The organism is Pseudomonas sp. SJZ080 (assembly GCF_007828295.1).
Lineage (GTDB): Bacteria > Pseudomonadota > Gammaproteobacteria > Pseudomonadales > Pseudomonadaceae > Aquipseudomonas > Aquipseudomonas migulae_A.
Map to the genome: position 1 here is coordinate 146,746 of NZ_VIUK01000012.1, position 25,150 is coordinate 171,895.

The 25,150-nt window shown below is 58.8% G+C and carries 22 protein-coding genes; 7 read left to right on the plus strand and 15 right to left on the minus strand.

What is annotated here, in order from left to right; translation table 11 throughout:
* From FBY04_RS17435 to FBY04_RS17485, 10 genes are all read right to left on the minus strand, one after another.
* Positions 1-414, minus strand: coding sequence for an NADH-quinone oxidoreductase subunit A (locus FBY04_RS17435; protein ID WP_003223812.1), 414 nt, complete (start codon positions 412-414; stop codon positions 1-3).
* Positions 415-1,056: 642 nt separating this feature from the next.
* Entirely contained in the window at positions 1,057-2,382 is a 1,326-nt protein-coding gene (aceA, locus tag FBY04_RS17440; RefSeq protein ID WP_084321312.1) for an isocitrate lyase, read from the minus strand.
* Between the two features lie 500 nt (positions 2,383-2,882).
* On the minus strand, positions 2,883-3,644 hold the full coding sequence (locus FBY04_RS17450; protein ID WP_145315899.1) for a secretin N-terminal domain-containing protein: 762 nt from the start codon (positions 3,642-3,644) through the stop codon (positions 2,883-2,885).
* Between the two features lie 368 nt (positions 3,645-4,012).
* Entirely contained in the window at positions 4,013-4,438 is a 426-nt protein-coding gene (locus FBY04_RS17455; RefSeq protein WP_084321308.1) for a GNAT family N-acetyltransferase, read from the minus strand.
* Positions 4,431-5,600, minus strand: coding sequence for a cupin domain-containing protein (locus tag FBY04_RS17460; RefSeq protein ID WP_084321306.1), 1,170 nt, complete (start codon positions 5,598-5,600; stop codon positions 4,431-4,433). The genes FBY04_RS17455 and FBY04_RS17460 overlap by 8 nt, the downstream gene beginning before the upstream one ends.
* Positions 5,601-5,686: 86 nt before the next feature.
* Entirely contained in the window at positions 5,687-7,057 is a 1,371-nt protein-coding gene (gene purB, locus FBY04_RS17465) for an adenylosuccinate lyase (RefSeq protein ID WP_084321304.1), read from the minus strand.
* Positions 7,058-7,183: 126 nt separating this feature from the next.
* A complete protein-coding gene (gene hflD, locus FBY04_RS17470; RefSeq protein WP_084321302.1) occupies positions 7,184-7,807 on the minus strand; it encodes a high frequency lysogenization protein HflD in 624 nt (207 codons plus the stop codon).
* Positions 7,804-8,949: a tRNA 2-thiouridine(34) synthase MnmA gene (gene mnmA, locus FBY04_RS17475; protein ID WP_145315901.1), complete on the minus strand. Its 1,146-nt coding sequence runs from the start codon at positions 8,947-8,949 to the stop codon at positions 7,804-7,806. The genes hflD and mnmA overlap by 4 nt, the downstream gene beginning before the upstream one ends.
* Before the next feature lie 59 nt (positions 8,950-9,008).
* A complete protein-coding gene (locus FBY04_RS17480; protein WP_084321298.1) occupies positions 9,009-9,455 on the minus strand; it encodes an NUDIX hydrolase in 447 nt (148 codons plus the stop codon).
* Between the two features lie 197 nt (positions 9,456-9,652).
* Positions 9,653-11,878 carry an NADP-dependent isocitrate dehydrogenase gene (locus tag FBY04_RS17485; RefSeq protein ID WP_084321296.1) on the minus strand — a complete coding sequence of 742 codons (2,226 nt, stop codon included), beginning with the start codon at positions 11,876-11,878 and terminating at the stop codon, positions 9,653-9,655.
* A gap of 494 nt (positions 11,879-12,372) precedes the next feature.
* On the opposite strand from FBY04_RS17485, the gene icd reads away from it, so the two are divergent.
* Positions 12,373-13,629 carry an NADP-dependent isocitrate dehydrogenase gene (icd, locus tag FBY04_RS17495; RefSeq protein WP_084321292.1) on the plus strand — a complete coding sequence of 419 codons (1,257 nt, stop codon included), beginning with the start codon at positions 12,373-12,375 and terminating at the stop codon, positions 13,627-13,629.
* A 61-nt stretch (positions 13,630-13,690) separates the two neighbouring features.
* On the opposite strand, the gene FBY04_RS17500 is transcribed toward icd, so the two are convergent.
* Positions 13,691-13,978 (minus strand): cold shock domain-containing protein, encoded by a 288-nt coding sequence (locus FBY04_RS17500; RefSeq protein ID WP_084321388.1) that lies wholly within the window; start codon positions 13,976-13,978, stop codon positions 13,691-13,693.
* A gap of 225 nt (positions 13,979-14,203) precedes the next feature.
* Between FBY04_RS17500 and clpS the strand changes: the two genes are divergently transcribed.
* Together clpS and clpA are read left to right on the plus strand one after the other, a co-directional pair.
* Positions 14,204-14,566, plus strand: a complete 363-nt coding sequence (gene clpS / locus FBY04_RS17505; protein ID WP_015094394.1) for an ATP-dependent Clp protease adapter ClpS — start codon at positions 14,204-14,206, stop codon at positions 14,564-14,566.
* Positions 14,567-14,596: 30 nt separating this feature from the next.
* The gene (gene clpA, locus FBY04_RS17510) at positions 14,597-16,867 is read left to right on the plus strand and encodes an ATP-dependent Clp protease ATP-binding subunit ClpA (RefSeq protein ID WP_008033994.1); all 2,271 of its coding nucleotides are present in this window, start codon (positions 14,597-14,599) and stop codon (positions 16,865-16,867) included.
* A gap of 238 nt (positions 16,868-17,105) precedes the next feature.
* Here clpA and infA read toward each other — a convergent pair whose 3' ends face one another.
* From infA to trxB, 4 genes are all read right to left on the minus strand, one after another.
* Positions 17,106-17,324: a translation initiation factor IF-1 gene (gene infA, locus FBY04_RS17515; RefSeq protein WP_002553999.1), complete on the minus strand. Its 219-nt coding sequence runs from the start codon at positions 17,322-17,324 to the stop codon at positions 17,106-17,108.
* 100 nt (positions 17,325-17,424) lie between these two features.
* Positions 17,425-18,132 (minus strand): arginyltransferase, encoded by a 708-nt coding sequence (locus FBY04_RS17520; RefSeq protein ID WP_145315905.1) that lies wholly within the window; start codon positions 18,130-18,132, stop codon positions 17,425-17,427.
* 57 nt (positions 18,133-18,189) lie between these two features.
* A complete protein-coding gene (aat, locus tag FBY04_RS17525; protein WP_084321288.1) occupies positions 18,190-18,870 on the minus strand; it encodes a leucyl/phenylalanyl-tRNA--protein transferase in 681 nt (226 codons plus the stop codon).
* A 64-nt stretch (positions 18,871-18,934) separates the two neighbouring features.
* Positions 18,935-19,894: a thioredoxin-disulfide reductase gene (gene trxB, locus FBY04_RS17530; RefSeq protein WP_084321286.1), complete on the minus strand. Its 960-nt coding sequence runs from the start codon at positions 19,892-19,894 to the stop codon at positions 18,935-18,937.
* A 295-nt stretch (positions 19,895-20,189) separates the two neighbouring features.
* Between trxB and FBY04_RS17535 the strand changes: the two genes are divergently transcribed.
* The 4 genes from FBY04_RS17535 to crcB all read left to right on the plus strand — a co-directional run bounded on the left by FBY04_RS17535 (position 20,190) and on the right by crcB (position 25,137).
* Positions 20,190-22,598: a DNA translocase FtsK gene (locus FBY04_RS17535; protein WP_145315907.1), complete on the plus strand. Its 2,409-nt coding sequence runs from the start codon at positions 20,190-20,192 to the stop codon at positions 22,596-22,598.
* Positions 22,599-22,663: 65 nt separating this feature from the next.
* On the plus strand, positions 22,664-23,287 hold the full coding sequence (gene lolA / locus FBY04_RS17540; RefSeq protein WP_084321282.1) for an outer membrane lipoprotein chaperone LolA: 624 nt from the start codon (positions 22,664-22,666) through the stop codon (positions 23,285-23,287).
* A gap of 153 nt (positions 23,288-23,440) precedes the next feature.
* A complete protein-coding gene (locus FBY04_RS17545) occupies positions 23,441-24,763 on the plus strand; it encodes a replication-associated recombination protein A (RefSeq protein WP_084321281.1) in 1,323 nt (440 codons plus the stop codon).
* Positions 24,763-25,137 (plus strand): fluoride efflux transporter CrcB, encoded by a 375-nt coding sequence (gene crcB, locus FBY04_RS17550; RefSeq protein WP_084321280.1) that lies wholly within the window; start codon positions 24,763-24,765, stop codon positions 25,135-25,137. The genes FBY04_RS17545 and crcB overlap by 1 nt, the downstream gene beginning before the upstream one ends.
* Positions 25,138-25,150: the final 13 nt, after the last annotated feature.

Sequence of the window (25,150 nt, forward strand, 5' to 3'; positions counted from 1 at the left end):
TCATTGTTTCAGCTTCGCTTGCCGCTTACGACGAGCTTCCGGAGCCCAGTCAAGGGCGCCCACTCGGAATAGGTAGACAAGGCCTGCCAACAGAATTGCTATGAAAACGAGAGCTTCGACGAATCCGGTCCAGCCGCTTTCGCGGACGGACACAGACCAGGCAAAGAGAAAGAGGGCTTCGATATCGAAGATCACGAAGAGCATCGCGACCAGATAGAATTTGGCTGAGAGCCGCAAGCGGGCGCCACCTGTAGGTAGCATGCCGGACTCGAACGGTTCGTTTTTGCTGCGGCCCCAGGCTTTTGACCCGAGGAGGCTGGAAACACCCAGCATGAAGGCACAGAGGCCGACGACGCCTAGAAGGAAAATGGCAAAGCCCCAGTTGTGGGCCATGAGTCCTGTCGCTTCGGGCATGCTGGTAATCCTTAACAGAGAGCAAAGGTCTCTGAGCTTGAAAAGAAACAAAGCAGTGACGATATGTCGCAGCAATCAATCCCGCTGATTTTATGGCACAACACCGTGCAAGTAAAATTCAGATAGCGAAATTATTTAGCGGAATAAGGACATAGCGAGCCTCCAGACCCACGCAGCCCATGCGTTGCGGGCATTAGCCGGGTTTTCATCAATTATGTTTTGTAGGGAATGTAACGAACATAGTTGTTGCTAAATGATAATCAATATTGTTTGGCTTGGTTTTTAAACTGTTTAACGGGTGGGCGGCCGGGAAGTTGTCTTATATGCGCGTTACTGCAAGTAGCGGGCGGGGTCTTTTTACCCTTTTTTCCTGCTCTTGAAACTGCTCTGGATCAAGGATTTTCCCTGAATCACCACCCCCCCCCCTGTGGGAGCGGGCTTGCTCGCGAAAGCGGTAGGCCAGTCAGCAGAGATGTTGAATGATAAACCGCTTTCGCGAGCAAGCCCGCTCCCACAGGGTGTTGTGGTGGCAGGTAAATCGCGGGCAAAAAAACGCCCCGAACCAGTCGGGGCGTCAGATGCGCGGCGTTGCGGTTAGCTTTTTATTCGGTCCGCAACGGCCGTTTGTTTCGGTGAGTCAGATCAGTGGAACTGTTCTTCTTCAGTCGAACCGGTCAGCGCGGTTACCGAAGACGTGCCACCTTGAATCACGGTGGTCATGTCGTCGAAGTAGCCGGTGCCCACTTCCTGCTGGTGAGCCACGAAGGTGTAACCCTTGGCGGCGTCAGCGAATTCCTGCTCTTGCAGTTTCACGTAGGCAGTCATGTCGTTGCGGGCGTAGTCGTGCGCCAGGTTGAACATGCTGTGCCACATGTTGTGAATGCCGGCCAGGGTGATGAACTGGTGCTTGTAACCCATGGCGGACAATTCGCGCTGGAACTTGGCGATGGTCGCGTCGTCCAGGTTTTTCTTCCAGTTGAAGGAAGGCGAGCAGTTGTACGACAGCAGTTGGTCCGGGTATTCCTTTTTGATCGCTTCAGCGAAGCGACGAGCCTCGTCCAGATCCGGCTTGGCGGTTTCGCACCAGATCAGGTCGGCGTACGGTGCGTAAGCCAGGCCGCGAGCGATTGCCTGGTCCAGGCCGGCGCGCACTTTGTAGAAGCCTTCCTGGGTACGTTCGCCAGTCACGAATGGCTGGTCGTACGGGTCGCAGTCGGAAGTCAGCAGGTCAGCTGCGTTAGCGTCGGTACGGGCCAGGATGATGGTCGGAGTACCGGCAACGTCTGCCGCCAGACGGGCAGCGGTCAGCTTCTGTACAGCTTCCTGGGTAGGAACCAGTACCTTGCCGCCCATGTGGCCGCATTTTTTCACGGAGGCCAGTTGGTCTTCGAAGTGAACGCCGGCGGCGCCTGCTTCGATCATGCTCTTCATCAGCTCGTAAGCGTTCAGTACGCCACCGAAACCGGCTTCGGCGTCAGCCACGATGGGTGCGAAGTAGTCGATGTAACCTTCGTCGCCCGGGTTCTTGCCGGCTTTCCACTGGATCTGGTCGGCACGACGGAACGAGTTGTTGATGCGCTTGACCACGGTTGGAACCGAGTCCACCGGGTACAGCGACTGGTCCGGGTACATCGATTCGGCGGAGTTGTTGTCCGCAGCCACTTGCCAGCCCGACAGGTAGATCGCCTGGATACCGGCTTTGACTTGTTGTACAGCCTGGCCGCCGGTCAGGGCGCCCATGCAGTTGACGAAATCTTTCTCAGGACGGAAGGACGGCTTGGCACCCTGGGTTACCAGGTTCCAGAGCTTCTCGGCGCCCATTTTTGCAAAGGTGTGCTCAGGTTGAACCGAGCCACGCAGGCGGACGACGTCAGCAGCGGAGTAAGCGCGTGTCACGCCTTTCCAGCGTGGGTTTTCAGCCCAGTCTTTTTCGAGGGCTGCAATTTGCTGTTCGCGTGTCAGTGCCATGGAGATAAACCTCGTCGCATAGGTCTTGGGTGGAAAATTCCTGCTCCTGCCAGCTACGCATATTTGAAAGGCGTAAAAGGCTGCTCGCTGACCAGAAGCTTAGGCGGTCAAGTCGGATTCGGCGGGGTTGGCGACGGGATGAACGATGGGCTCGAGGGGAAGTGAGCAGGTAAGGGCGAACTGGCGAGCGCATTCGGGCGTCGTGGGCCTTTTTACGAACTTCAGTGTGATGCCGGGTTTACCTAAATACGCTTCCGTCCCTCGGGACAACTTCGTTCCAGTCGGCAACCTCGTCAAACACACCTTGTGGGCGGTACAGACACGAAACGGCTCGCGGGGTAGATACGAGCATCGCTTCGAAGGCCCTTGCCAGGGCCCCTGATTAGCGGGAGCGAGGCCATCATGCCTTCGCTTTTTTGGCTCGTCAAACGTTTTGTAGTGCTTTTTTTCAAGCACTACATCTTTGGTCTAATACGACTAATCAGTCAGTTTTCGGTGGCTTAGTCCAAAGTATCGACTTTCACCCGCAGGGTCATGTCATCCCGTCCCTGAGTCGAGTAGCTGCGGGTCAGGCCCTGTTTGTCGGCCTGCGTCTGGCGGTTCACGCCGGCCAGGGTGATCCATTCGCCGAGGCGTCCGGTGACGGTTGTGTCGGTGCTTTGCACGTTCACTACATCGGGATGCTCCTGGCTCATGCGGTCACGGTTTGTGCTGATCGACAGGTGAACGATGTCGCCGGTGACGCTCGCGGTGACGTAGAAGCCCTGGGTGACGTTGCGGTATTCGGTCTGGCTGCGAGGATCGCCATAGGCATCGATCTGCGTGCTGGTCAGCGGCACGCTTTGGCCCACCTGGATCAGTGCCGGTGCGCCTTCGCTGGCCTGGACTTGCTGAATGCCGCCGTCACGGCTTTCGGTGCTGCGATTGATGATTCGGGTCTGGCTCGGTTTGGCGCCATTGACTGAATAACCCTGGTCGTCCTGGAAGTTGTTTTCGTTGGTGTCGACGGTGATCAGCAAACGCTTTGGCTGAGTGTCGAGTTGGGCGATAAGCGCCTTAAGTTCGTCGATCTTGCGCTGATCGGCATTGACGATCAGTTGATTGCCGTAGGCGCTGACCTGGCCATCCTTGCCGATGAAATCCTGGGCCATCGGCAGCATGTCGGCGCTGGTGTGGTAGTTCAACGGCACGATCTCGGTGGCGGCCATGACCGAAAAACTGCAGGTCAGTAGCAGCGTGGTGAGCAGGGTGCGTAGGGACATATCCGTTATCTCCGGCCTTGAGGTTTGTGTGTAGGAGCGAGCTTGCTCGCGATGGTCGTGAACGATGGCGCGTGCTCTCTGGAAAAATGCGGCGCCTGTGAATTTTTCGCGAGCAAGCTCGCTCCTACAGAGTGTGTTGATATTGCCAGTTTGTCGGCCCGTCGTGGGGCAAGTTGAACCACAGGCAGCAAAACGCCCCGGCATCCGAAAATGGCGGGGCGTTTTGTGGTGTTCTTTCGGGCCTCTTCGCGGGCAAGCCTGCTCCCACAGGGATTAGGGTGTTGTGACAAATTGCAGCAGCACCATCAATCCAGTGTGGGAGCGATGGTGCGACGATTCGACTTGCTCGCGAAGGCTGCGCCGCGGTTTTAAGCCGAGTGCCGCACCATGTCCACATGCGGAATCCCGGCTTCCAGGAACTCCTCACTGACCAGGCTGAAGCCCAGGCGCTCATAGAACGCCGTAGCCTGAACCTGCGCGCTCAGCATCTGCTGTTTCAGCCCGCGCTTCTCGGCTTCACCGATCACCGCTTGCATCAGCGCATCGCCTACCTTCAAGCCACGCCAGTCTTTCAGCACCGACACCCGGCCGACATTCCCGTCGGGCAACAGGCGGGCGGTGCCAATCGGAAAGTCGCCTTCGAAGGCCAGAAAGTGCACCGCTGTTGCGTCATCGGCATCCCATTCCAGCTCGGGCGGAACGGATTGCTCGGCGATGAACACCGTCTCACGAATGCGCCGGACCTCGGCGTTGTCCTTTTGCCAGTCTGCGACACGTACGTGAATTTTATTCATCAGCGAACCCCAGGCTTCCTTGCTTGATCAGTTCACACAGCAGGCCGCGACCGTCTTCATCGCTCAGCCACTCGCCGAGGTTGTCGATGTGCAGCGAATCGGCGGCGCAGATCATTTTCAGCAGCTCGCGCAGCTTGCCCGGCAGGTAACGGCTCTGGCCACTGGCGAACAGCAGCAGGTCGTCATCGACTTCGGACCATGCCAGGCGTGCACTTGGGTTGCGGATCAGCACAGCGCCTTGCTCGAGGCTGGCGAGCAGGTCTTCTTCTTCGATTTCTTCCGGGCCGACCACCAGTTCCGGGTAGCGCGGCTCGGTCATGAACTGGCCGAACCAGGTCAGCAGCAGGCGCTCATCGCTCATGTGCTCGGCCAGCAGGCCTTTCAAGCGATCAAGGGCGTCGTGCTGGATCTGATGCGGATCGACTGCAGGCAGGGCATCGGCGTCGGTGTAACGCTCTTCGTCCGTCAGGAACTGGCTGAGGAAGTCGGTGAAGTGGGTCAGCACTTCAGCGGCGCTCGGCGCACGGAAACCGACGGAATAGGTCAGGCAATCGTCAACGGCCACGCCGCAATGAGCCAGGCGCGGCGGCAGGTACAGCATGTCGCCCGGTTCCAGTACCCACTCATCGGTGGCTTCGAAGTCGGCGAGGATGCGCAGGTCCGCGTGTTGCAGCAGCGGGCTCTCGGAGTTGCACATCTGGCCGATTTTCCAGTTGCGCTTGCCGTGGCCCTGCAGCAGGAACACGTCGTAGTTATCGAAGTGCGGACCGACGCTGCCACCAGGGGCGGCGAAGCTGATCATTACGTCGTCGATGCGCCAGCTCGGCAGGAAGCGGAACTGTTCCAGCAATTCGCTGACTTCCGGCACGAACTGGTCAACCGCTTGAACCAGCAGGGTCCACTCGCGTTCCGGCAATTTGCTGAATTCATCTTCGGCGAACGGGCCGCGGCGCAATTCCCAAGGACGCTCGCCGTGTTCGATGATCAGGCGCGATTCAACTTCTTCTTCCAGCGCCAGGCCGGCCAGTTCGTCGGCGTCGATCGGGCTTTCGAAATCAGGGATCGCCTGACGGATCAGCAGCGGTTTTTTCTGCCAGTAGTCACGCAGGAATTCGCGCGCCGTGATGCCACCCAGAAGTTGAAGAGGAATATCAGGATTCATGTGTAACCTATTGAAAAAAAGCACTTTTCAGACGGGAATAAAAACGCCCGGCGCTGCCGGGCGTCTCAAACGGGTAAAGCGGTCGATCAGATGCGCTTGGCTTGCTCTACAGCGTTGCCGATGTAGTTCGCCGGGGTGAGCAATTTCAGCTCGGCCTTGGCAGCGGCAGGCATGTCCAGGCCATCGATGAAAGTTTGCAGCGCTTCAGGGCTGATGCCCTTGCCGCGGGTCAACTCTTTCAGCTTCTCGTACGGGTTTTCGATGTTGTAGCGACGCATGACGGTCTGGATCGGTTCGGCCAGGACTTCCCAGCAAGCGTCGAGGTCAGCAGCGATCTTTTGAGCGTTGAGCTCCAGTTTGCTGATGCCTTTGAGGCTGGCTTCGTACGCGATCACGCTGTGGGCGAAACCGACGCCGAGGTTACGCAGGACGGTGGAGTCGGTCAGGTCGCGCTGCCAGCGGGAGATCGGCAACTTGCTCGCCAGGTGCTGGAACAGTGCGTTGGCGATACCCAGGTTGCCTTCGGAGTTTTCGAAGTCGATCGGGTTGACCTTGTGCGGCATGGTCGACGAACCGATTTCGCCAGCGATGGTGCGCTGCTTGAAATAACCCAGGGAGATGTAGCCCCAGATGTCGCGGTCGAAGTCGATCAGGATCGTGTTGAAACGGGCGATCGCGTCGAACAGCTCGGCGATGTAGTCGTGCGGTTCGATCTGCGTGGTGTACGGGTTGAAGCCCAGGCCCAGTTCGTCTTCGATGAAGGCGCGGGCGTTGGCTTCCCAGTCGATCTCAGGGTAGGCCGACAGGTGAGCGTTGTAGTTGCCGACAGCGCCGTTGATCTTGCCCAGCAGCGGAACGGCAGCGACCTGAGCGATTTGACGCTCCAGACGGTAAACCACGTTTGCCAGCTCTTTGCCCAGGGTGGTCGGCGAGGCCGGCTGACCGTGGGTGCGCGACAGCATTGGCACGTCGGCGAAGCGGATGGCCAGTTCGCGGATGGCGTCGGCGGTCTGGCGCATCAGCGGCAGCATCACGTCATCACGGCCTTCGCGCAGCATCAGGGCGTGGGACAGGTTGTTGATGTCCTCGCTGGTGCAGGCAAAGTGGATGAATTCGCTGACGGCAGCCAGTTCAGGCAGCTTGGCCGCTTGCTCTTTGAGCAGGTATTCGATGGCTTTGACGTCGTGGTTGGTGGTGCGCTCGATCTCTTTGACGCGTTCGGCGTGCTCCAGAGAGAAGTTTTCCGCCAGGGTGTTCAGCACTGCGTTGGCTTCGGCGGAGAACGCCGGCACTTCGCTGATGGCAGGGTGAGCGGCCAGGCGCTGGAGCCAGCGCACTTCAACCAGAACGCGAGCACGGATCAGACCGTATTCGCTGAAAATTGGGCGCAGGGCCTGGGTTTTGCCGGCGTAGCGGCCGTCAACAGGGGAAACCGCAGTGAGCGAAGAAAGCTGCATGGGGTGTTCTCGGACAGTCGGGCAACGAAATGGGGCGCGTATCATACATGAAAAAATCCGCCGGTCCGTTGCCAACTGACCGGCGTATTACGCGTTACAGATTTAAAGCAGTGTTGCGGGCGCGGTTCAGCTGCTGCGCATCAGCGGGTAAAGCTCTTTGAGCAACTTGCGACGGCTGACCACCAACTGCCAGCGATGACCGCCCAACTGCCGCCACAGGCGCGCCGAGCGAATCCCCGCCAGCAACAGCGCGCGGATCTTCGAGGCGTTGCTCGGTTGCTGCAGGTTGCGCATGTCACCGTGAACCTGAATCCGTTGGCGCAAGGTGCTCAGCGTGTCCTGATACAGCGCACCACACGCCGCGATCACGTTTTCGTGGGCCGGGCCGAAGTGCTCGACCTGAGACTGAATCTGCGGCAGGCGCTTGCCGATTACGTCCAGCATGTCGCTGCGCTTGGCCAGTTGGCGCTCCAGCCCGAGCATCGCCAGGGCGTAACGCAGCGGTTCGCGCTGAAGGGTACTCGGGTCGCGCTCAAGGGCACCAATCAAGGCGCGGTAGCCTTCGCGCAAGTTGATGTCGTCGCCGCCGTAGACTTCCAGCGTGTCCTTGGGGTCGCGAATCAACAGGCTGCCGAGCATGCACGTCAGGCCGGCTTCGGTGGTCTGGCCGGTCTTGGCGATCTTGTCGACCAGCACGGCAGCGAGAAACACGCCGCCCAGCGCCGTCAGTTGCTCCTGAGTCGGGCTCATTGCTGCGCGCCTTGAAGAGTGCCTTTGCTGGTCCACGGTTCCGCCACTTCGATCACGCCGCCACCAAGGCAGATTTCACCGTCGTAGAACACCACGGACTGACCCGGGGTGACCGCGCGTTGCGGGTCATCGAAGGTCGCGCGGTAGCCGGTGGCAGTCTTTTCCAGCGTGCAAGGCTGGTCGCTCTGGCGATAGCGGACTTTGGCGGTCAGCTTGCGCGGCTCGGTCAGGTCGATCGGGTTGACCCAATAGATGTCCGAGGCGAGCAGGGCGCGGGAAAACAGGTAAGGGTGGTCATTGCCCTGGCCAACGATCAATTCGTTGTGCTCCAGGTCTTTGATCAGCACGTACCACGGCTCGTCGCTGGCGTCTTTCAAACCGCCGATGCCGAGGCCCTGGCGCTGGCCGATGGTGTGGTACATCAAGCCGTGGTGGCGGCCGATGACGTCACCTTCGGTGGTCTTGATTTCGCCGGGCTGGGCCGGAAGGTATTGCTTGAGGAAATCGCTGAAACGGCGCTCGCCGATAAAGCAGATCCCGGTGGAATCCTTTTTCTTTGCGGTCGCCAGTTCGTATTTCTCGGCAATCGCGCGTACCTGGGGTTTTTCCAGTTCGCCGACCGGGAACAGCGTCTTGGCGATCTGTTCGCCGCCGACGGCGTGCAGGAAGTAGCTCTGGTCCTTGTTCGGATCCAGGCCCTTGAGCAGCTCGGTGCGGCCATCGATGTCGCGGCGGCGCACGTAGTGACCGGTGGCGATCAGGTCGGCGCCCAGCACCATGGCGTAGTCGAGGAACGCCTTGAACTTGATCTCGCGGTTGCACAGGATGTCCGGGTTTGGCGTGCGACCGGCCTTGTATTCGGCGAGGAAGTGCTCGAACACGTTGTCCCAGTACTCGGCGGCGAAGTTGGCGGTGTGCAGCTTGATGCCAATTTTGTCGCACACGGCCTGGGCGTCCGCCAGGTCATCCATGGCGGTGCAGTATTCCGTTCCATCGTCTTCTTCCCAGTTCTTCATGAACAGGCCTTCCACCTCATAACCCTGCTCGATCAGCAGGAGAGCGGAAACGGAAGAGTCCACGCCGCCGGACATGCCGACAATGACGCGCTTCTTTTGTGTGTCAGAAGGGGCTGGATCACGCATAGGGATTCAATGAGTGTCTTGAAAAAGGACGCGATTCTAGCAGGCCGAAGCCCGCAAGGCTAAAGAGAAGGGCGGATCAGTTCGAGACTGAAGTGTTTGCCGTCCAGATAATCATCGATACAGCGGATGATCAGCTCACTGCGCCAGTTTGCGCGCTGTTCCAGCAGTTCGTCACGTGTCAGCCATTTTGCGCCGACAATACCGTCGTCCAGCTGATAGTCGGGGTGATGCTTGAGGGGTTTTGCGCTGAAGCAGACCCGCTGGTAGGTCACGCCGTTGCTTGGGGCAGTGTAGAGGTAAATGCCCACCACGCCAGTCGGCTCGACGTCCCAGCCGGTTTCCTCAAGGGTTTCGCGTACGGCGGCTTCGATCAGGGTTTCGTCCGGGTCGAGGTGACCCGCGGGCTGGTTGAGTACCGTTCGTCCGTGTTTGGTTTCTTCGACCATCAGGAAACAGCCGTTGTCTTCGACGATGGTGGCGACGGTGATGTGGGGTTTCCAATCCATGAAGCTTCCTCAAATGTTGAATTGTGAAAACTGATCTCTGTAGGAGCCGGCTTGCTGGCGATAGTGGTGTGTCAATCAATAAAAATCTTGAATGGTAGACCGCTATCGCCAGCAAGCCGGCTCCTGCAGGGGGGGGGGGCGCAGGCAGAAACAGAAACCCCGGCACTGGGCCGGGGCTTCTTTGCATCCTTACAACCTTAAACCAGCGCAGCGATCGCGGCGTTGAAGGTGTTGCTCGGGCGCATGGCCTTGCTGATCAGCTCGGCATTGGCGTGGTAGTAACCGCCGATGTCCACTGGCTTGCCCTGAACGGCGTTGAGCTCGGCAACGATGGTTGCTTCGTTCTCGGTCAGGGTCTTGGCCAGTTCGCCGAACTGCGCTTGCAGTGCCGCGTCTTCAGTCTGGGCGGCCAGGGCCTGAGCCCAGTACAGCGCCAGGTAGAAGTGGCTCCCGCGGTTGTCGATGTTGCCGACTTTGCGCGATGGCGACTTGTTGTTGTCCAGGAACTGACCGGTGGCCTGGTCCAGGGTCTTGGCCAGCACCAGCGCTTTAGGGTTGTTGTAGGTAACACCCAGATGCTCGAGGGAGGCGGCCAGAGCCAGGAACTCGCCCAGGGAATCCCAGCGCAGGAAGTTCTCTTCCAGCAGCTGCTGAACGTGCTTCGGTGCCGAACCGCCAGCGCCGGTTTCGAACAGACCGCCGCCATTCATCAGCGGAACGATCGACAGCATCTTGGCGCTGGTGCCCAGTTCCATGATCGGGAACAGGTCGGTCAGGTAGTCGCGCAATACGTTGCCGGTCACCGAGATGGTGTCCTTGCCTGCGCGAGTACGGTCCAGAGTGAACTTCATCGCGTCAACTGGCGCCATGATCTGGATGTCCAGGCCGGCAGTGTCGTGATCCTTCAGGTAAGCCTGAACTTTCTCGATCACTACGCCGTCGTGGGCGCGCATCGGGTCCAGCCAGAAAATCGCCGGAGTGCTGCTTGCGCGGGCGCGGTTGACGGCCAGTTTGACCCAGTCCTGGATCGGCGCGTCTTTGGTCTGGCACATGCGGAAGATGTCGCCGGCTTCAACCGATTGCTCCAGCAGCAGGCTGCCTTTGCTGTCGGTAACGCGAACAACGCCGTTTGCCTTGATCTGGAAAGTTTTGTCGTGCGAGCCGTACTCTTCGGCTTTTTTCGCCATCAGGCCAACGTTCGGCACGCTGCCCATGGTGGTCGGATCGAAAGCGCCGTGTTGCTTGCAGTCTTCGATCACCGCCTGGTAGATGGTGGCGTAGCAGCGATCCGGGATCACAGCCTTGGTGTCGTGCAGCTGACCGTCAGTGCCCCACATCTTGCCGGAGTCACGGATCATCGCCGGCATCGAGGCGTCGACGATCACGTCGCTTGGCACGTGCAGGTTGGTGATGCCTTTGTCGGAGTTGACCATGGCCAACGACGGACGAACGGCGTAGACCGCCTGGATGTCCGCTTCGATCTGCGCTTGTTGCTCGGCAGGCAAAGCCTTGATGCGAGCGTACAGGTCACCGATGCCGTTGTTCAGGTTGAAGCCGATCTGTGCCAGCACGTCAGCGTGCTTGGCCAGTGCGTCTTTATAGAACTCGGCAACGATCTGGCCGAACATGATCGGGTCGGAGACCTTCATCATGGTGGCTTTCAGGTGAACCGACAGCAGCACGCCCTTGGCTTTGGCGTCTTCGATCTCGGCAGCGATGAAGCTGCGCAGCGCGTTTTTGCTCATGACCGCGCAATCGAGGATCTCACCGGCTTGCACGGTGGTCTTTTCTTTCAGGACGGTGATGGTGCCGTCTTGAGCGATCAGTTCGATCTTGACGGCGTCAGCGGCGTCGATCAGGGCAGCTTTTTCGCTGCCGTAGAAATCACCGGTGCTCATGTGCGCGACGTGGGACTTGGAGTCCGCAGCCCAGGCGCCCATTTTGTGCGGGTGCTTGCGTGCGTAGTTCTTGACCGACAGCGGGGCGCGACGATCGGAGTTGCCTTCGCGCAGAACCGGGTTCACGGCGCTGCCCTTGATCTTGTCGTAACGCGACTTGGCTTCTTTGTCGGCGTCGCTGGTCACGGTTTCCGGGTAGTCCGGCAGTGCGAAGCCCTGGGCTTGCAGCTCTTTGATCGCGGCCTGCAGTTGCGGAACCGAAGCGCTGATGTTCGGCAGCTTGATGATGTTGGCTTCAGGCGTAACGGCCAGGTCGCCCAGTTCGGCGAGGTGGTCGGCTACGGCTTTGTCACCCAATTGCTCGGGGAAGCTGGCCAGGATGCGCCCTGCAAGAGAGATATCGCGGGTTTCAACGGCGATATCAGCCGAAGCGGTGAACGCTTCTACGATAGGCAACAGTGAATAGGTGGCGAGGGCGGGAGCTTCGTCGGTGAAGGTATAGATGATCTTCGAGCGGGTGGGCATATTCGGATTAACTCTCTCTTCTTTGCTAAAGCGTGCGCAGAAACTCGAGGGGCGCCGGGTAAGCGCGTTCGTTCAAAGTCATCCATGAGCCGAATGTCGAGGTTTCGTTGCTGTGATGTTGGGTGCATCGGTCAAGCGTCAAGCGGGTGGGCTGCGGTAACAACCCTGCTTTTTCAGGCCCCAAGCCTCGTAGTAGAGAGGTCGGCCGTCGTGACTCTGTGGTCAGCGGGCGGCATTATACATAGGTAGCTGGCAATCTGCCGATGGTTCATATGCAACGATTCTCGTCCATTGGTCTAAAGGTCGCAGGGGAGCGTGGGGCGTAGAGTCTTGCACCGTGCTTGAGTTTGGCGCTTTTCCCTTTGCATTCAGGCTTGTACGTCGCGAACTGTGTAGCTTTGCGGCAGATGGATGGAACATAGGGTTTGCGTGCCGATTTAACTGGGGTACGCTCGAACGAAGCCAGATGTTCAATCCAAACAATGGAGTTCAGCATGGGATACAAGAAGATTCAGGTTCCAGCAGTCGGCGACAAAATCACCGTCAACGCGGACCATTCTCTCAATGTTCCTAACAACCCGATCATCCCCTTCATCGAAGGCGATGGTATTGGCGTTGATATCAGCCCGGTCATGATCAAGGTTGTCGATGCTGCTGTTAAGAAGGCTTACGGCGGCGAGCGCAAAATTTCCTGGATGGAAGTCTACGCCGGGGAAAAAGCGACTCAGGTTTACGATCAGGACACCTGGCTACCTCAGGAAACCCTGGACGCGGTCAAGGATTACGTTGTTTCCATCAAGGGCCCTCTGACCACGCCGGTCGGCGGTGGCATCCGTTCCCTGAACGTGGCCCTGCGTCAGCAACTCGACCTTTATGTCTGCCTGCGCCCGGTGCGCTGGTTCGAAGGCGTGCCTAGCCCGGTCAAGAAACCAGGCGACGTCGACATGACCATCTTCCGCGAAAACTCGGAAGACATTTATGCCGGTATCGAGTGGAAGGCCGGTTCGCCGGAAGCGACCAAGGTCATCAAGTTCCTCAAAGAAGAAATGGGCGTCACCAAGATCCGTTTCGACGAAAATTGCGGTATCGGCGTCAAGCCGGTGTCCCTGCAAGGCACCAAGCGTCTGGCGCGCAAGGCTCTGCAGTACGTGGTCGACAACGATCGCGACTCGCTGACCATCGTGCACAAAGGCAACATCATGAAGTTCACCGAAGGTGCCTTCAAGGAATGGGCCTACGAAGTGGCGGCTGAAGAATTCGGCGCGACCCTGCTCGATGGCGGTCCGTGGATGCAGTTCAAAAACCCGAAAACCGGCAAGAACGTCATCGTCAAGGACGCCATCGCCGACGCCATGCTCCAGCAGATCCTGCTGCGCCCGGCCGAATACGATGTGATCGCGACCCTGAACCTGAACGGCGACTACCTCTCCGACGCCCTGGCGGCGGAAGTGGGCGGTATCGGTATCGCGCCGGGTGCCAACCTGTCCGACACCATCGCCATGTTCGAAGCGACCCACGGTACTGCGCCGAAGTATGCCGGCAAGGACCAGGTCAACCCGGGTTCGCTGATTCTTTCCGCCGAGATGATGCTGCGTCACCTTGGCTGGACCGAAGCCGCCGACCTGATCATCAAGGGCACCAATGGTGCGATCTCCGCGAAGACCGTGACCTATGACTTCGAACGTCTGATGGAGGGCGCCAAACTGGTGTCTTCTTCCGGCTTCGGCGACGCGCTGATTTCGCACATGTAAGCGAGTTGGCACAAAAAAACCGCCTTCGGGCGGTTTTTTTATGACTGGATGATCGGTCGCGTCAGTTCGATACCTTTTCATGGTGGCCATGATGGGAGGGCTTGGCGTGATCATGCTCAGCAGGCGCTGCCGTGATCTTCACGGCGTGCAAGCCTTTGGGGCCCTGGATGATCTCGAAATTTACGATTTGCCCGGCCTTGAGGGTCTTGTATCCGTCCATCTCAATGGCCGAATAGTGGGCAAAGAAATCGATATCCTTACCATCCTCGTCACGACCTTCTCTGGCGTCGGTGTTAATGAAACCGAACCCTTTGGCATTGTTGAACCATTTCACCTTACCGACCGCCATGCTCATATCCCTCTGCAACAGACTCCATCACTGGAGTATCATCCAGTACATCCGCAGTCGAATCCTGTAAATAAGATTGACTCCGCGGACCTTTTTTACCCACTGTGGGCTCTATTGGTTGTAACACCGTTTTGCCGATAGTCAAGGTGACCGGGCAGTCGGTGTTGAAATCGTTCACAACAGGCCCCACTACTGTATTCGCACAACTGACGAACCTTTCTTTCCATGCATGCAATCAGCCAGATTCGACTAACATTCAATCAGGATCGCCCTGATTTACACGACGACGATTCCGCAGGCATTGCTGTTCAGGAGGCCAAGCCTGCTTTACAGGCGCCGCCGATGTACAAGGTGGTTTTGTTCAATGATGACTACACACCGATGGATTTCGTCGTCGAAGTGCTCGAGGTGTTTTTTAACCTGAATCGCGAGCTGGCGACCAAGGTCATGCTGGCCGTCCACACAGAAGGGCGGGCAGTATGTGGAGTGTTTACCCGCGACATTGCCGAGACCAAGGCCATGCAGGTCAACCAGTACGCCAGGGAAAGCCAGCATCCGCTACTCTGTGAAATCGAGAAGGACGGTTAATCGCCGACCACTTGGGTATGAGGTGAAGCTATGTTAAACCGCGAGCTCGAAGTCACCCTCAATCTTGCCTTCAAGGAGGCCCGTTCGAAGCGTCATGAGTTCATGACTGTCGAACATCTTCTGCTGGCCTTATTGGACAATGAGGCTGCCGCCACCGTTTTGCGTGCCTGCGGCGCCAACCTCGACAAACTCAAGCATGATCTGCAGGAGTTCATCGACTCCACCACGCCGCTGATCCCCATTCATGACGAGGATCGCGAGACCCAACCTACCCTGGGCTTCCAGCGTGTTCTGCAGCGTGCTGTTTTCCACGTACAGAGCTCGGGCAAACGCGAAGTGACTGGCGCCAATGTGCTGGTTGCCATTTTCAGTGAGCAAGAAAGTCAGGCAGTGTTCCTGCTGAAACAGCAGAGCGTTGCACGCATTGATGTCGTCAATTACATCGCTCACGGCATTTCCAAAGTGCCGGGGCATGGCGATCACTCTGAAGGTGAGCAAGATATGCAGGACGACGAGGGCGGTGAGTCTTCTTCTTCAGGCAATCCTCTGGATGCTTATGCCAGTAACCTCAACGAACTCGCGCGCCAGGGTCGTATCGATCCGCTGGTCGGTCGTGAGCTCGAAGTGGAGCGTGTCGCGCAGATCCTCGCGCGCCGTCGCAAAAACAATCCGCTGCTGGTGGGCGAGGCGGGCGTGGGTAAAACCGCGATTGCCGAAGGCCTGGCCAAACGCATTGTCGACAACCAGGTGCCGGACCTGCTGGCCAACAGCGTGGTGTATTCCCTCGATCTGGGCGCCTTGCTGGCCGGGACCAAATACCGCGGCGATTTCGAGAAACGCTTCAAGGCGTTGCTCAACGAGCTGAAAAAACGTCCGCAGGCAATCCTGTTCATCGACGAGATCCACACCATCATCGGTGCGGGTGCTGCGTCCGGTGGCGTCATGGATGCCTCGAACCTGCTCAAGCCGCTGCTGTCGTCCGGTGATATCCGTTGCATCGGTTCGACCACCTTCCAGGAATTCCGCGGCATCTTCGAGAAGGATCGTGCCCTGGCACGACGCTTCCAGAAAGTGGATGTGTCGGAGCCGTCGGTGGAAGACACCATCGGCATCTTGCGCGGCCTGAAAGGGCGTTTCGAGCTCCATCACAATATCGAATACAGTGATGAAGCCCTGCGCGCCGCTGCCGAACTGGCTTCGCGTTACATCAATGACCGGCACATGCCGGACAAGGCCATCGACGTGATCGACGAGGCGGGCGCTTACCAGCGTCTGCAGCCGATCGAGAAACGCGTGAAACGCATCGAAGTGCCTCAGGTCGAGGACATCGTCGCGAAAATCGCGCGGATTCCGCCCAAGCATGTCACCAGTTCCGATAAAGAACTGCTGCGTAACCTCGAGCGTGACCTGAAGCTGACGGTATTTGGTCAGGATGCTGCAATCGACTCGCTGTCGACTGCGATCAAACTGTCCCGTGCCGGCCTCAAGTCACCTGACAAGCCTGTCGGTTCGTTCCTGTTCGCAGGCCCGACCGGCGTCGGTAAAACCGAAGCGGCGCGTCAGTTGGCCAAGGCGTTGGGGATCGAGCTGGTTCGCTTCGACATGTCCGAGTACATGGAGCGCCACACCGTATCGCGTCTGATCGGTGCGCCTCCTGGCTATGTCGGGTTCGATCAGGGCGGTCTGCTGACCGAAGCCATCACCAAGCAGCCTCACTGCGTGCTGTTGCTCGATGAGATCGAGAAGGCGCATCCGGAAGTCTTCAACCTGCTGCTGCAGGTCATGGACCACGGTACGCTGACCGATAACAACGGGCGCAAGGCGGACTTCCGTAACGTGATCGTCATCATGACGACCAACGCCGGTGCCGAGACTGCAGCGCGTGCTTCGATCGGTTTCACCCATCAGGACCACTCGTCCGATGCGATGGAAGTGATCAAGAAGAGCTTCACGCCGGAGTTCCGCAACCGCCTGGACACCATTATCCAGTTTGGTCGCCTCAGCCATGAGGTCATCAAAAGCGTGGTGGACAAGTTCCTTACCGAGCTTCAGGCGCAACTGGAAGACAAGCGCGTGCAGCTGGAAGTGACCGACGCGGCCCGCAGCTGGCTGGCGGCGGGCGGCTACGACTCGGCAATGGGTGCTCGACCAATGGCGCGTTTGATCCAGGACAAGATCAAGCGTCCGCTGGCGGAAGAGATTCTCTTTGGCGAACTGGCCGACCATGGCGGCGTGGTACACATCGACCTGAAGGACGGCGAGCTGACCTTCGAGTTCGAAACCACGGCTGAAATGGCCTGACGTTAAATCGCAACAAAGCAAAAGGCGCCGAAAGGCGCCTTTTTGCTGTATGCCGGATGTATACCGATCCCCTGTGGGAGCGGGCTTGCTCGCGAAAGCGGTGTATCAGCCAATACAAGTGTCGACTGATACACCGCTTTCGCGAGCAAGCCGGCTCCCACATTGGTCGAGTGTGCAGCCTTAAATCACGCAGACACAAAAACGCCCGGCATAAGCCGGGCGTCTTGTATTGACTTGATTAGCGAGCGCGGTAAGTGATGCGCCCTTTGCTCAAGTCATAGGGCGTCAGCTCGACGCGCACTTTGTCACCGGTAAGAATACGAATGTAGTTCTTGCGCATCTTGCCGGAGATATGCGCGGTTACGACGTGCCCATTTTCCAACTCCACACGAAACATGGTGTTGGGCAGGGTGTCGACGACAGTGCCTTCCATTTCGAAGCTGTCTTCTTTCGACATGCAGTAAAGCCCTCGGTGTCCAATGAATGGCCCGGTGCAACTGCGCCAGGCAAAAGCGGCGTGCATTGTGCCCGAAAAATGGGGTTTAAGCCAAGGGGTTCTAGTTCAGGATGACCCAGCGCTGATTAATCAACAGTTCGATCGGGCGATATTGGGTCTTGTAGCTCATTTTTTTGCAGTTCTTGATCCAGTATCCGAGGTAGACCGCTTCAAGCCCCAGGCGCTGCGCCTCGGCGATTTGCCAGAGGATCGCATAGCGCCCCAGGCTGCGGCGTTCTTCAGAGGGTTCGTAGAAGGTGTAGACCGCCGACAGACCGTTCGGCAGCAAGTCGGTGACGGCCACCGCCAGCAGTTGGCCTTCCAGGCGAAATTCGTAAAAACGCGAAAACGGCAGGTCACGCACCAGGAACGTCGAGAACTGGTCACGACTCGGTGGGTACATGTCGCCATCGGCATGGCGCTGTTCGATGTAGCGCTGATACAGGTCGAAGTATTCTTCGCTGAACTTGGGTTTGGCAGGGCGTATCTGCAAGTCAGCGTTGCGCTTGAAAATGCGTTTCTGCTGGCGGTTGGGCGTAAATTGCGCCACCGGAATACGCGCCGGCACGCACGCATTGCAATTCTGGCAATGTGGCCGATAAAGATGATCGCCGCTGCGACGAAAACCCATTTCAGACAGGTCTGCATAGACATGCACATCCATGGGCTGGCTAGGGTCGAGGAACAGCGTTGTGGCCTGCTCCTCGGGCAGATAACTGCAAGAGTGGGGCTGAGTGGCATAAAACTTCAAACGCGCCAACTCGGTCATGATCAACCCTCGGGGATAAGCTTTGAATTAAGTGTAAGCCACTGATGCAAAAGTCGCTCAGCAAACCCAGGTGGCACGGCTGGGTTGGTCCAGATGCTGCGCAAGATAGCGGGCAAACTCGCGACGAGGAATGGCGCGGGCGCCCAGGCTGTGCAAATGGTCGGTGGGCATCTGGCAGTCGATCAGTACGAAACCCGAGTCTTTCAGATGTTTGACCAGGGTGGCAAAGCCGAATTTGGAGGCGTTGTCGGCGCGGCTGAACATGGATTCGCCGAAAAACAGCTGACCCATCGCCAGGCCGTAGAGCCCGCCGACCAGTTCACCCTGATCCCAAACCTCCACCGAATGCGCGTAGCCCCGCTGGTGCAGCGCGAGATAGGCGTTTTGCATCGCTTCGGTGATCCAGGTCCCGTCGGCATAATCGCGCGGTGCAGCGCACGCGCGAATGACCGCGGCAAAATCCTGATCAAAGGTCACTTGATAGCGTTGCTGACGCAGCAGTTTGTTGAGGCTGCGCGAAACATGCAGTTCGTCGGGAAACAGCACGGTGCGCGGATCCGGCGACCACCAGAGAATCGGCTGGCCTTCCGAGAACCAGGGAAAACAGCCGTGGCGATAAGCCTGAATCAGGCGATCGGCGGACAGATCGCCGCCCGCAGCCAGCAATCCGTTGGGATCGCGCATGGCTTTTTCCAGCGGCGGGAACGTCAGGGTGTTGCGTTGTAACCAAGTCAGCATGGCATCCGGGCTTACAGAAGGGGAGGGCAATGGTGGGCGGGTGCGCCCACCGTGAAGTTTGCCGTCAAACGGTCGGAATGTCGTCGAGGTATTTTTCGGCGTCCAGCGCGGCCATGCAACCGGCCCCGGCGGAGGTGACGGCCTGGCGATAAACGTGATCCGCTACATCGCCGGCGGCAAACACGCCGGGGATCTCGGTGGCCGTGGCATCGCCTTCGCTGCCGCCCCTGACGCGCAGATAGCCGTCGTGCATGTCCAGTTGACCGATGAACAGGTCAGTGTTGGGCTTGTGACCGATGGCGATGAACACGCCGGCCAGCGACAGTTCGCTGGTTTCGCCGGTATGGCTGTCGCGCAGGCGGGCGCCGGTCACGCCGCTGGCATCGCCCAGGACTTCGTCGAGATTTTGATTCCAGTGCAGGCGAATATTGCCATTGGCGGCTTTTTCGAAGAGTTTGTCCTGAAGGATTTTCTCCGAGCGCAACTTGTCGCGTCGATGGATCAGGTGAACTTCCTTGGCGATGTTGGACAAGTACAGCGCTTCTTCAACGGCGGTATTGCCGCCACCGATGACGGCGACCACCTGATTGCGATAGAAGAACCCGTCACACGTCGCGCAGGCTGAAACCCCTCTGCCGGCAAAGGCTTCTTCCGAGGGCAGGCCCAGGTATTGCGCCGAAGCGCCCGTGGCGATAATCAGTGCATCGCACGTGTAAGTGCCGCCGTCACCGGTAAGTTCGAACGGGCGTTGTTGCAACTTGGCTGTGTGGATGTGGTCGTAAACGATCTCTGTGTCAAAGCGCTCGGCGTGTTTTTGCATGCGTTCCATCAGTACCGGCCCGGTCAGGCCTTCGACATCGCCGGGCCAGTTGTCGACTTCGACGGTGGTGGTGAGCTGGCCACCTGCCTGTATCCCGGTAATGACCACCGGTTTGAGGTTGGCGCGGGCGGCATAAACGGCCGCGCTGTAACCGGCAGGGCCGGAACCCAGAATGATCAGGCGGCAATGCTTGGATTCGCTCATAAAACACCTCATAAGCCTTTGTCACAAAAGAGAATGCGTGCTCAAATTGAATCGCAGGTGGTGCGCGGTTAGCTATGCTGATCCATAGCCTGCCAGCATGGCATCGTACGAACAAACCCGTACAATGCGAGCCGGTCACTTGAATATTCAGTGCACGCCGTGTTTATAAAAACCGGAGTGCAGTGTTAAAAGTAGTCCCAGTTGCGCCTGTTAACTTTTTTACCTGCCTGGATTGGGCAGTTTTTTATAGTCATTCAACAGATGGACGCGCCAAAGGCGCAGGAAAAGAAGCGTTTTGAAGAAATCCACCGCAGCACCTAAACCAGCCGTCGTTCCGCTTTGGCGCCAGCATTTGCACTACCGACTCAAGGAAGGTGCATTGATCGCCATCGGCGGCTTGTGCCTGTTCCTGATGATGGCCTTGTTGACTTACGGCAAGGACGATCCGGGCTGGAGCCATAACAGCAAGATCGACGATGTTCAAAACTTCGGCGGACCGGTCGGCTCCTACAGCGCCGATATCCTGTTCATGGTGCTGGGTTACTTCGCTTACATCTTCCCGCTGTTGCTGGCGATCAAGGCCTATCAGATCTTCCGTCAACGCCACGAGCCGTGGCAGTGGAGCGGCTGGCTGTTCTCCTGGCGTCTGATCGGTCTGGTGTTCCTCGTGCTGTCGGGCGCGGCGCTCGCGCATATCCATTTCCATGCCGCGACCGGTCTGCCGGCCGGTGCGGGCGGTGCGCTGGGCGAAAGTCTTGGCGACCTGGCCAGGAACGCGTTGAACATTCAGGGCAGCACCTTGCTGTTCATCGCACTGTTCCTGTTCGGCCTTACGGTATTCACCGACCTGTCGTGGTTCAAGGTGATGGACGTCACCGGCAAGATCACCCTCGACCTGTTCGAACTGTTCCAGGGCGCGGCCAATCGCTGGTGGGCCGCCCGTGTCGAGCGCAAGCAACTGGTTGCGCAGTTGCGTGAAGTCGACGATCGCGTGCATGACGTGGTCGCGCCGACCGTTACCGACAAGCGTGAGCAAGCCAAGGTCAAGGAACGCCTGATCGAGCGCGAGCAGGCCCTGAGCAAGCACATGTCGGATCGCGAGAAGCAGGTGCCGCCGGTGATTGCCCCCGCACCGTCGAAACCCGCCGCGCCAAGCCAGCGCGTGGAAAAAGAGAAACAGGCGCCGCTGTTCGTCGACAGTGCCGTCGAAGGCACTTTGCCGCCGATCTCGATTCTCGATCCCGCGGAAAAGAAACAACTCAATTACTCGCCTGAATCCCTGGCAGCCGTTGGCCATTTGCTGGAAATCAAGCTCAAGGAATTCGGCGTCGAAGTCTCGGTGGATTCGATTCATCCGGGGCCGGTGATTACCCGTTACGAAATCCAGCCTGCGGCCGGGGTCAAGGTCAGCCGTATCGCCAACCTGGCGAAAGACCTGGCGCGTTCCCTGGCCGTGACCAGCGTGCGGGTGGTGGAAGTGATTCCGGGCAAGACCACCGTCGGTATCGAGATTCCGAACGAAGACCGGCAGATCGTGCGCTTCTCCGAAGTGCTGTCGACCCCTGAATACGACAACTTCAAGTCCCCGGTGACTTTGGCCCTGGGCCACGACATCGGCGGCAAGCCGGTCATCACCGACCTGGCGAAAATGCCCCACTTGCTGGTGGCTGGTACGACCGGTTCCGGTAAGTCGGTGGGTGTGAACGCAATGATCCTGTCGATCCTGTTCAAGTCCGGCCCGGAAGACGCCAAGCTGATCATGATCGACCCGAAAATGCTTGAGCTGTCTATCTACGAAGGCATTCCGCATCTGCTGTGCCCGGTCGTGACCGACATGAAGGACGCGGCCAACGCCCTGCGCTGGAGCGTGGCGGAGATGGAGCGTCGCTACAAGCTGATGGCGAAGATGGGCGTGCGAAACCTGTCCGGCTTCAATGCCAAGGTCAAGGAAGCCCAGGACGCCGGCACGCCGCTGACCGACCCGTTGTACAAGCGCGAAAGCATTCACGACGAAGCTCCGCTGCTGACCAAGCTGCCGACCATCGTTGTGGTCGTCGACGAATTTGCCGACATGATGATGATCGTCGGCAAGAAGGTTGAAGAGCTGATTGCCCGTATCGCCCAGAAGGCCCGTGCGGCCGGTATCCACTTGATCCTTGCGACCCAGCGTCCGTCGGTTGACGTGATCACCGGTCTGATCAAGGCGAACATTCCGACGCGCATGGCATTCCAGGTGTCGAGCAAGATCGACTCCCGGACCATCATCGACCAGGGCGGCGCCGAGCAACTGCTGGGCCACGGTGACATGCTCTACATGCCGCCGGGCACCAGTCTGCCGATTCGGGTTCACGGTGCGTTCGTGTCCGATGACGAGGTTCACCGGGTGGTTGAAGCCTGGAAGCTGCGCGGTGCGCCGGAATACAACGACGAGATCCTGGCCGGTGTCGAAGAGGCTGGCAGTGGCTTTGAGAACGGCGGCGGTGGCGGTGATGACGATGCCGAAACCGACGCGCTGTACGACGAAGCGGTGCAGTTCGTGCTGGAAAGCCGTCGTGCATCCATCTCTGCGGTTCAGCGCAAACTGAAAATCGGCTACAACCGGGCCGCACGCATGATCGAAGCCATGGAAATGGCCGGGGTCGTGACGTCCATGAATACCAACGGTTCGCGTGAAGTCCTGGCGCCTGGCCCGGTACGCGACTGATTTGATTTGCAAGGATGGTGCGGTGACGCACCGTCCGAACTCCCACGAATGTTATGAGGACTCCCATGCGTCTTATCCGCATGCTGTTGCTGCCGGTACTGGCTTTGACCACGCTCTCGGCCCACGCCGATGACAAGGACGTGGCACGTCTGACTCAACTGCTGGAAAAATCCCAGACCCTGACCGCGCGCTTCTCGCAGTTGACGCTCGATGGCAGCGGCACCCAGCTGCAGGAAACGGCCGGTGAAATGTCGCTGCAGCGTCCTGGCCTGTTTTACTGGCACACCGATGCGCCGGCCGAGCAAGTCGTGGTTTCCGACGGCAAGAAGGTCACGCTGTGGGACCCGGACCTGGAACAGGCCACCATCAAGACCCTGGACCTGCGCCTGAGCCAGACGCCGGCGTTGTTGCTGTCCGGTGACGTGTCCAAGATCAGCCAGAGCTTCGCCATCAGCGCCAAGGAAGCCGGCGGCGTGATTGACTTCACCTTGAAGCCGAAATCCAAGGACACCCTGTTCGACAGCCTGCGCCTGTCGTTCCGCAATGGCCTGGTCAATGACATGCAACTGATCGACAGCGTCGGTCAGCGCACCAATATCCTGTTCACTGGCGTGAAGGCCAACGAGCCGATCCCGGCGTCCAAGTTCAAGTTCGACATCCCTAAAGGCGCGGACGTGATCCAGGAATAAACCGCAAAACCCTTGTAGGAGCCGGCTTGCGGCGGGCGGCGCTCCGACGATAGCGGTTTGTCATTCAACATTAATGTCGACTGACCCACCATCGCCAGCAAGCCGGCTCCTACAGGGGAGTGCGGTGTTCATAGTGAGGTTTTATAGGTAGTGATGGACCTGTTTCGCAGTGCCCCGATAGCTCAGCCTTTGGCCGCCCGTTTGCGCGCAGCCAATCTGGACGAGTACGTCGGTCAGGAACACGTGCTCGCTCGCGGCAAGCCATTGCGCGAAGCGCTCGAGCAGGGTGCCCTGCACTCGATGATTTTCTGGGGCCCGCCGGGCGTGGGCAAAACCACGCTGGCGCGGTTGCTGGCGGAAGTCTCGGATGCGCACTTCGAAACGGTCTCGGCAGTCCTGGCCGGCGTGAAGGAAATCCGCCAGGCGGTGGAAATCGCCAAGCAGCAGGCCGGGCAGTACGGCAAGCGCACCATCCTGTTCGTCGATGAAGTGCATCGTTTCAACAAGTCGCAGCAGGATGCGTTTCTGCCGTACGTTGAAGACGGCACGCTGATTTTCATCGGCGCGACCACGGAAAACCCCTCGTTCGAACTCAACAATGCGTTGCTCTCCCGAGCCCGCGTCTACGTGCTCAAAAGCCTCGACGAAGCGGCGCTGCGCAAGCTGGTGCACCGCGCGCTCACCGAAGAGCGTGGCCTGGGCAAACGGCAACTGACCCTCAGCGATGAAGGTTTCCAGATGCTGTTGTCCGCCGCCGATGGCGATGGCCGGCGCCTGCTCAACCTGCTGGAAAACGCCTCGGACCTCGCCGAAGACAACAGCGAGATCGGCGTCGATCTGCTGCAAAGCCTATTGGGCGATACCCGTCGCCGGTTCGACAAGGGCGGTGAAGCGTTCTACGACCAGATTTCCGCGCTGCATAAATCGGTGCGCGGCTCCAATCCGGACGGCGCGCTGTACTGGTTCGCGCGGATGATCGATGGCGGTTGCGATCCGCTGTACCTCGCCCGGCGCGTGGTGCGCATGGCCAGCGAAGACATTGGCAACGCCGATCCGCGCGCATTGAGCCTGTGCCTGGCGGCATGGGAAGTGCAGGAGCGCCTCGGTAGCCCGGAAGGCGAATTGGCGGTGGCACAGGCCATCACTTACCTGGCTTGCGCACCGAAAAGCAATGCGGTGTACATGGGTTTCAAGGCGGCCATGCGCAGCGCCACCGAACATGGTTCGCTGGAAGTGCCGTTGCACCTGCGCAACGCGCCGACCAAGCTGATGAAGCAACTCGGTTACGGCGACGAATACCGTTATGCCCACGATGAGCCAGATGCCTACGCCGCTGGCGAAGATTACTTCCCGCAAGAGCTTGAGCCACAACCGTTCTATCAGCCGGTGCCGCGTGGCCTGGAGTTGAAGATCGGCGAAAAGCTCAATCACCTTGCGCAACTGGACCGTCTCAGCCCCCGGCAACGGAGAAAATAGTGCTTCCATTGATCGTTGCGGTTTCCGTCGGCGGTGTTGCCGGCACGCTGTTGCGCTTTGCCACAGGTAACTGGATCAACGCTAATTGGCCGCGGCACTTCTATACCGCGACGCTGGCCGTTAATATCGTGGGCTGTTTGCTGATCGGCGTTCTATACGGTCTGTTTTTGATACGCCCGGAAGTACCGATCGAGGTGCGTGCCGGGTTGATGGTCGGCTTCCTCGGGGGGCTGACGACTTTTTCATCCTTTTCACTGGATACGGTGCGCCTGCTGGAAACGGGGCAAATGCCGCTGGCTATAGTCTACGCGGGCATCAGCGTATTCGGCGGGCTGCTCGCCACCTGGGCTGGCCTGTCCTTGACCAAACTTTGATAACGAGAGACCG

What these genes read in the sequence shown, in the direction of transcription:
- FBY04_RS17455 (WP_084321308.1), bottom strand. Translation starts at nt 4,438, where the DNA reads ATGAATAAAATTCACGTACGTGTCGCAGACTGGCAAAAGGACAACGCC.
- mnmA (WP_145315901.1), bottom strand. Translation starts at nt 8,949, where the DNA reads ATGCGTGATCCAGCCCCTTCTGACACACAAAAGAAGCGCGTCATTGTC.
- aceA (WP_084321312.1), bottom strand. Translation starts at nt 2,382, where the DNA reads ATGGCACTGACACGCGAACAGCAAATTGCAGCCCTCGAAAAAGACTGG.
- hflD (WP_084321302.1), bottom strand. Translation starts at nt 7,807, where the DNA reads ATGAGCCCGACTCAGGAGCAACTGACGGCGCTGGGCGGCGTGTTTCTC.
- FBY04_RS17545 (WP_084321281.1), top strand. Translation starts at nt 23,441, where the DNA reads ATGGACCTGTTTCGCAGTGCCCCGATAGCTCAGCCTTTGGCCGCCCGT.
- trxB (WP_084321286.1), bottom strand. Translation starts at nt 19,894, where the DNA reads ATGAGCGAATCCAAGCATTGCCGCCTGATCATTCTGGGTTCCGGCCCT.
- infA (WP_002553999.1), bottom strand. Translation starts at nt 17,324, where the DNA reads ATGTCGAAAGAAGACAGCTTCGAAATGGAAGGCACTGTCGTCGACACC.
- FBY04_RS17480 (WP_084321298.1), bottom strand. Translation starts at nt 9,455, where the DNA reads ATGGATTGGAAACCCCACATCACCGTCGCCACCATCGTCGAAGACAAC.
- FBY04_RS17520 (WP_145315905.1), bottom strand. Translation starts at nt 18,132, where the DNA reads ATGACCGAGTTGGCGCGTTTGAAGTTTTATGCCACTCAGCCCCACTCT.
- FBY04_RS17485 (WP_084321296.1), bottom strand. Translation starts at nt 11,878, where the DNA reads ATGCCCACCCGCTCGAAGATCATCTATACCTTCACCGACGAAGCTCCC.
- lolA (WP_084321282.1), top strand. Translation starts at nt 22,664, where the DNA reads ATGCGTCTTATCCGCATGCTGTTGCTGCCGGTACTGGCTTTGACCACG.
- FBY04_RS17460 (WP_084321306.1), bottom strand. Translation starts at nt 5,600, where the DNA reads ATGAATCCTGATATTCCTCTTCAACTTCTGGGTGGCATCACGGCGCGC.
- FBY04_RS17435 (WP_003223812.1), bottom strand. Translation starts at nt 414, where the DNA reads ATGCCCGAAGCGACAGGACTCATGGCCCACAACTGGGGCTTTGCCATT.
- purB (WP_084321304.1), bottom strand. Translation starts at nt 7,057, where the DNA reads ATGCAGCTTTCTTCGCTCACTGCGGTTTCCCCTGTTGACGGCCGCTAC.
- FBY04_RS17450 (WP_145315899.1), bottom strand. Translation starts at nt 3,644, where the DNA reads ATGTCCCTACGCACCCTGCTCACCACGCTGCTACTGACCTGCAGTTTT.
- FBY04_RS17500 (WP_084321388.1), bottom strand. Translation starts at nt 13,978, where the DNA reads ATGGCGGTCGGTAAGGTGAAATGGTTCAACAATGCCAAAGGGTTCGGT.
- aat (WP_084321288.1), bottom strand. Translation starts at nt 18,870, where the DNA reads ATGCTGACTTGGTTACAACGCAACACCCTGACGTTCCCGCCGCTGGAA.
- clpA (WP_008033994.1), top strand. Translation starts at nt 14,597, where the DNA reads ATGTTAAACCGCGAGCTCGAAGTCACCCTCAATCTTGCCTTCAAGGAG.
- icd (WP_084321292.1), top strand. Translation starts at nt 12,373, where the DNA reads ATGGGATACAAGAAGATTCAGGTTCCAGCAGTCGGCGACAAAATCACC.
- clpS (WP_015094394.1), top strand. Translation starts at nt 14,204, where the DNA reads ATGCATGCAATCAGCCAGATTCGACTAACATTCAATCAGGATCGCCCT.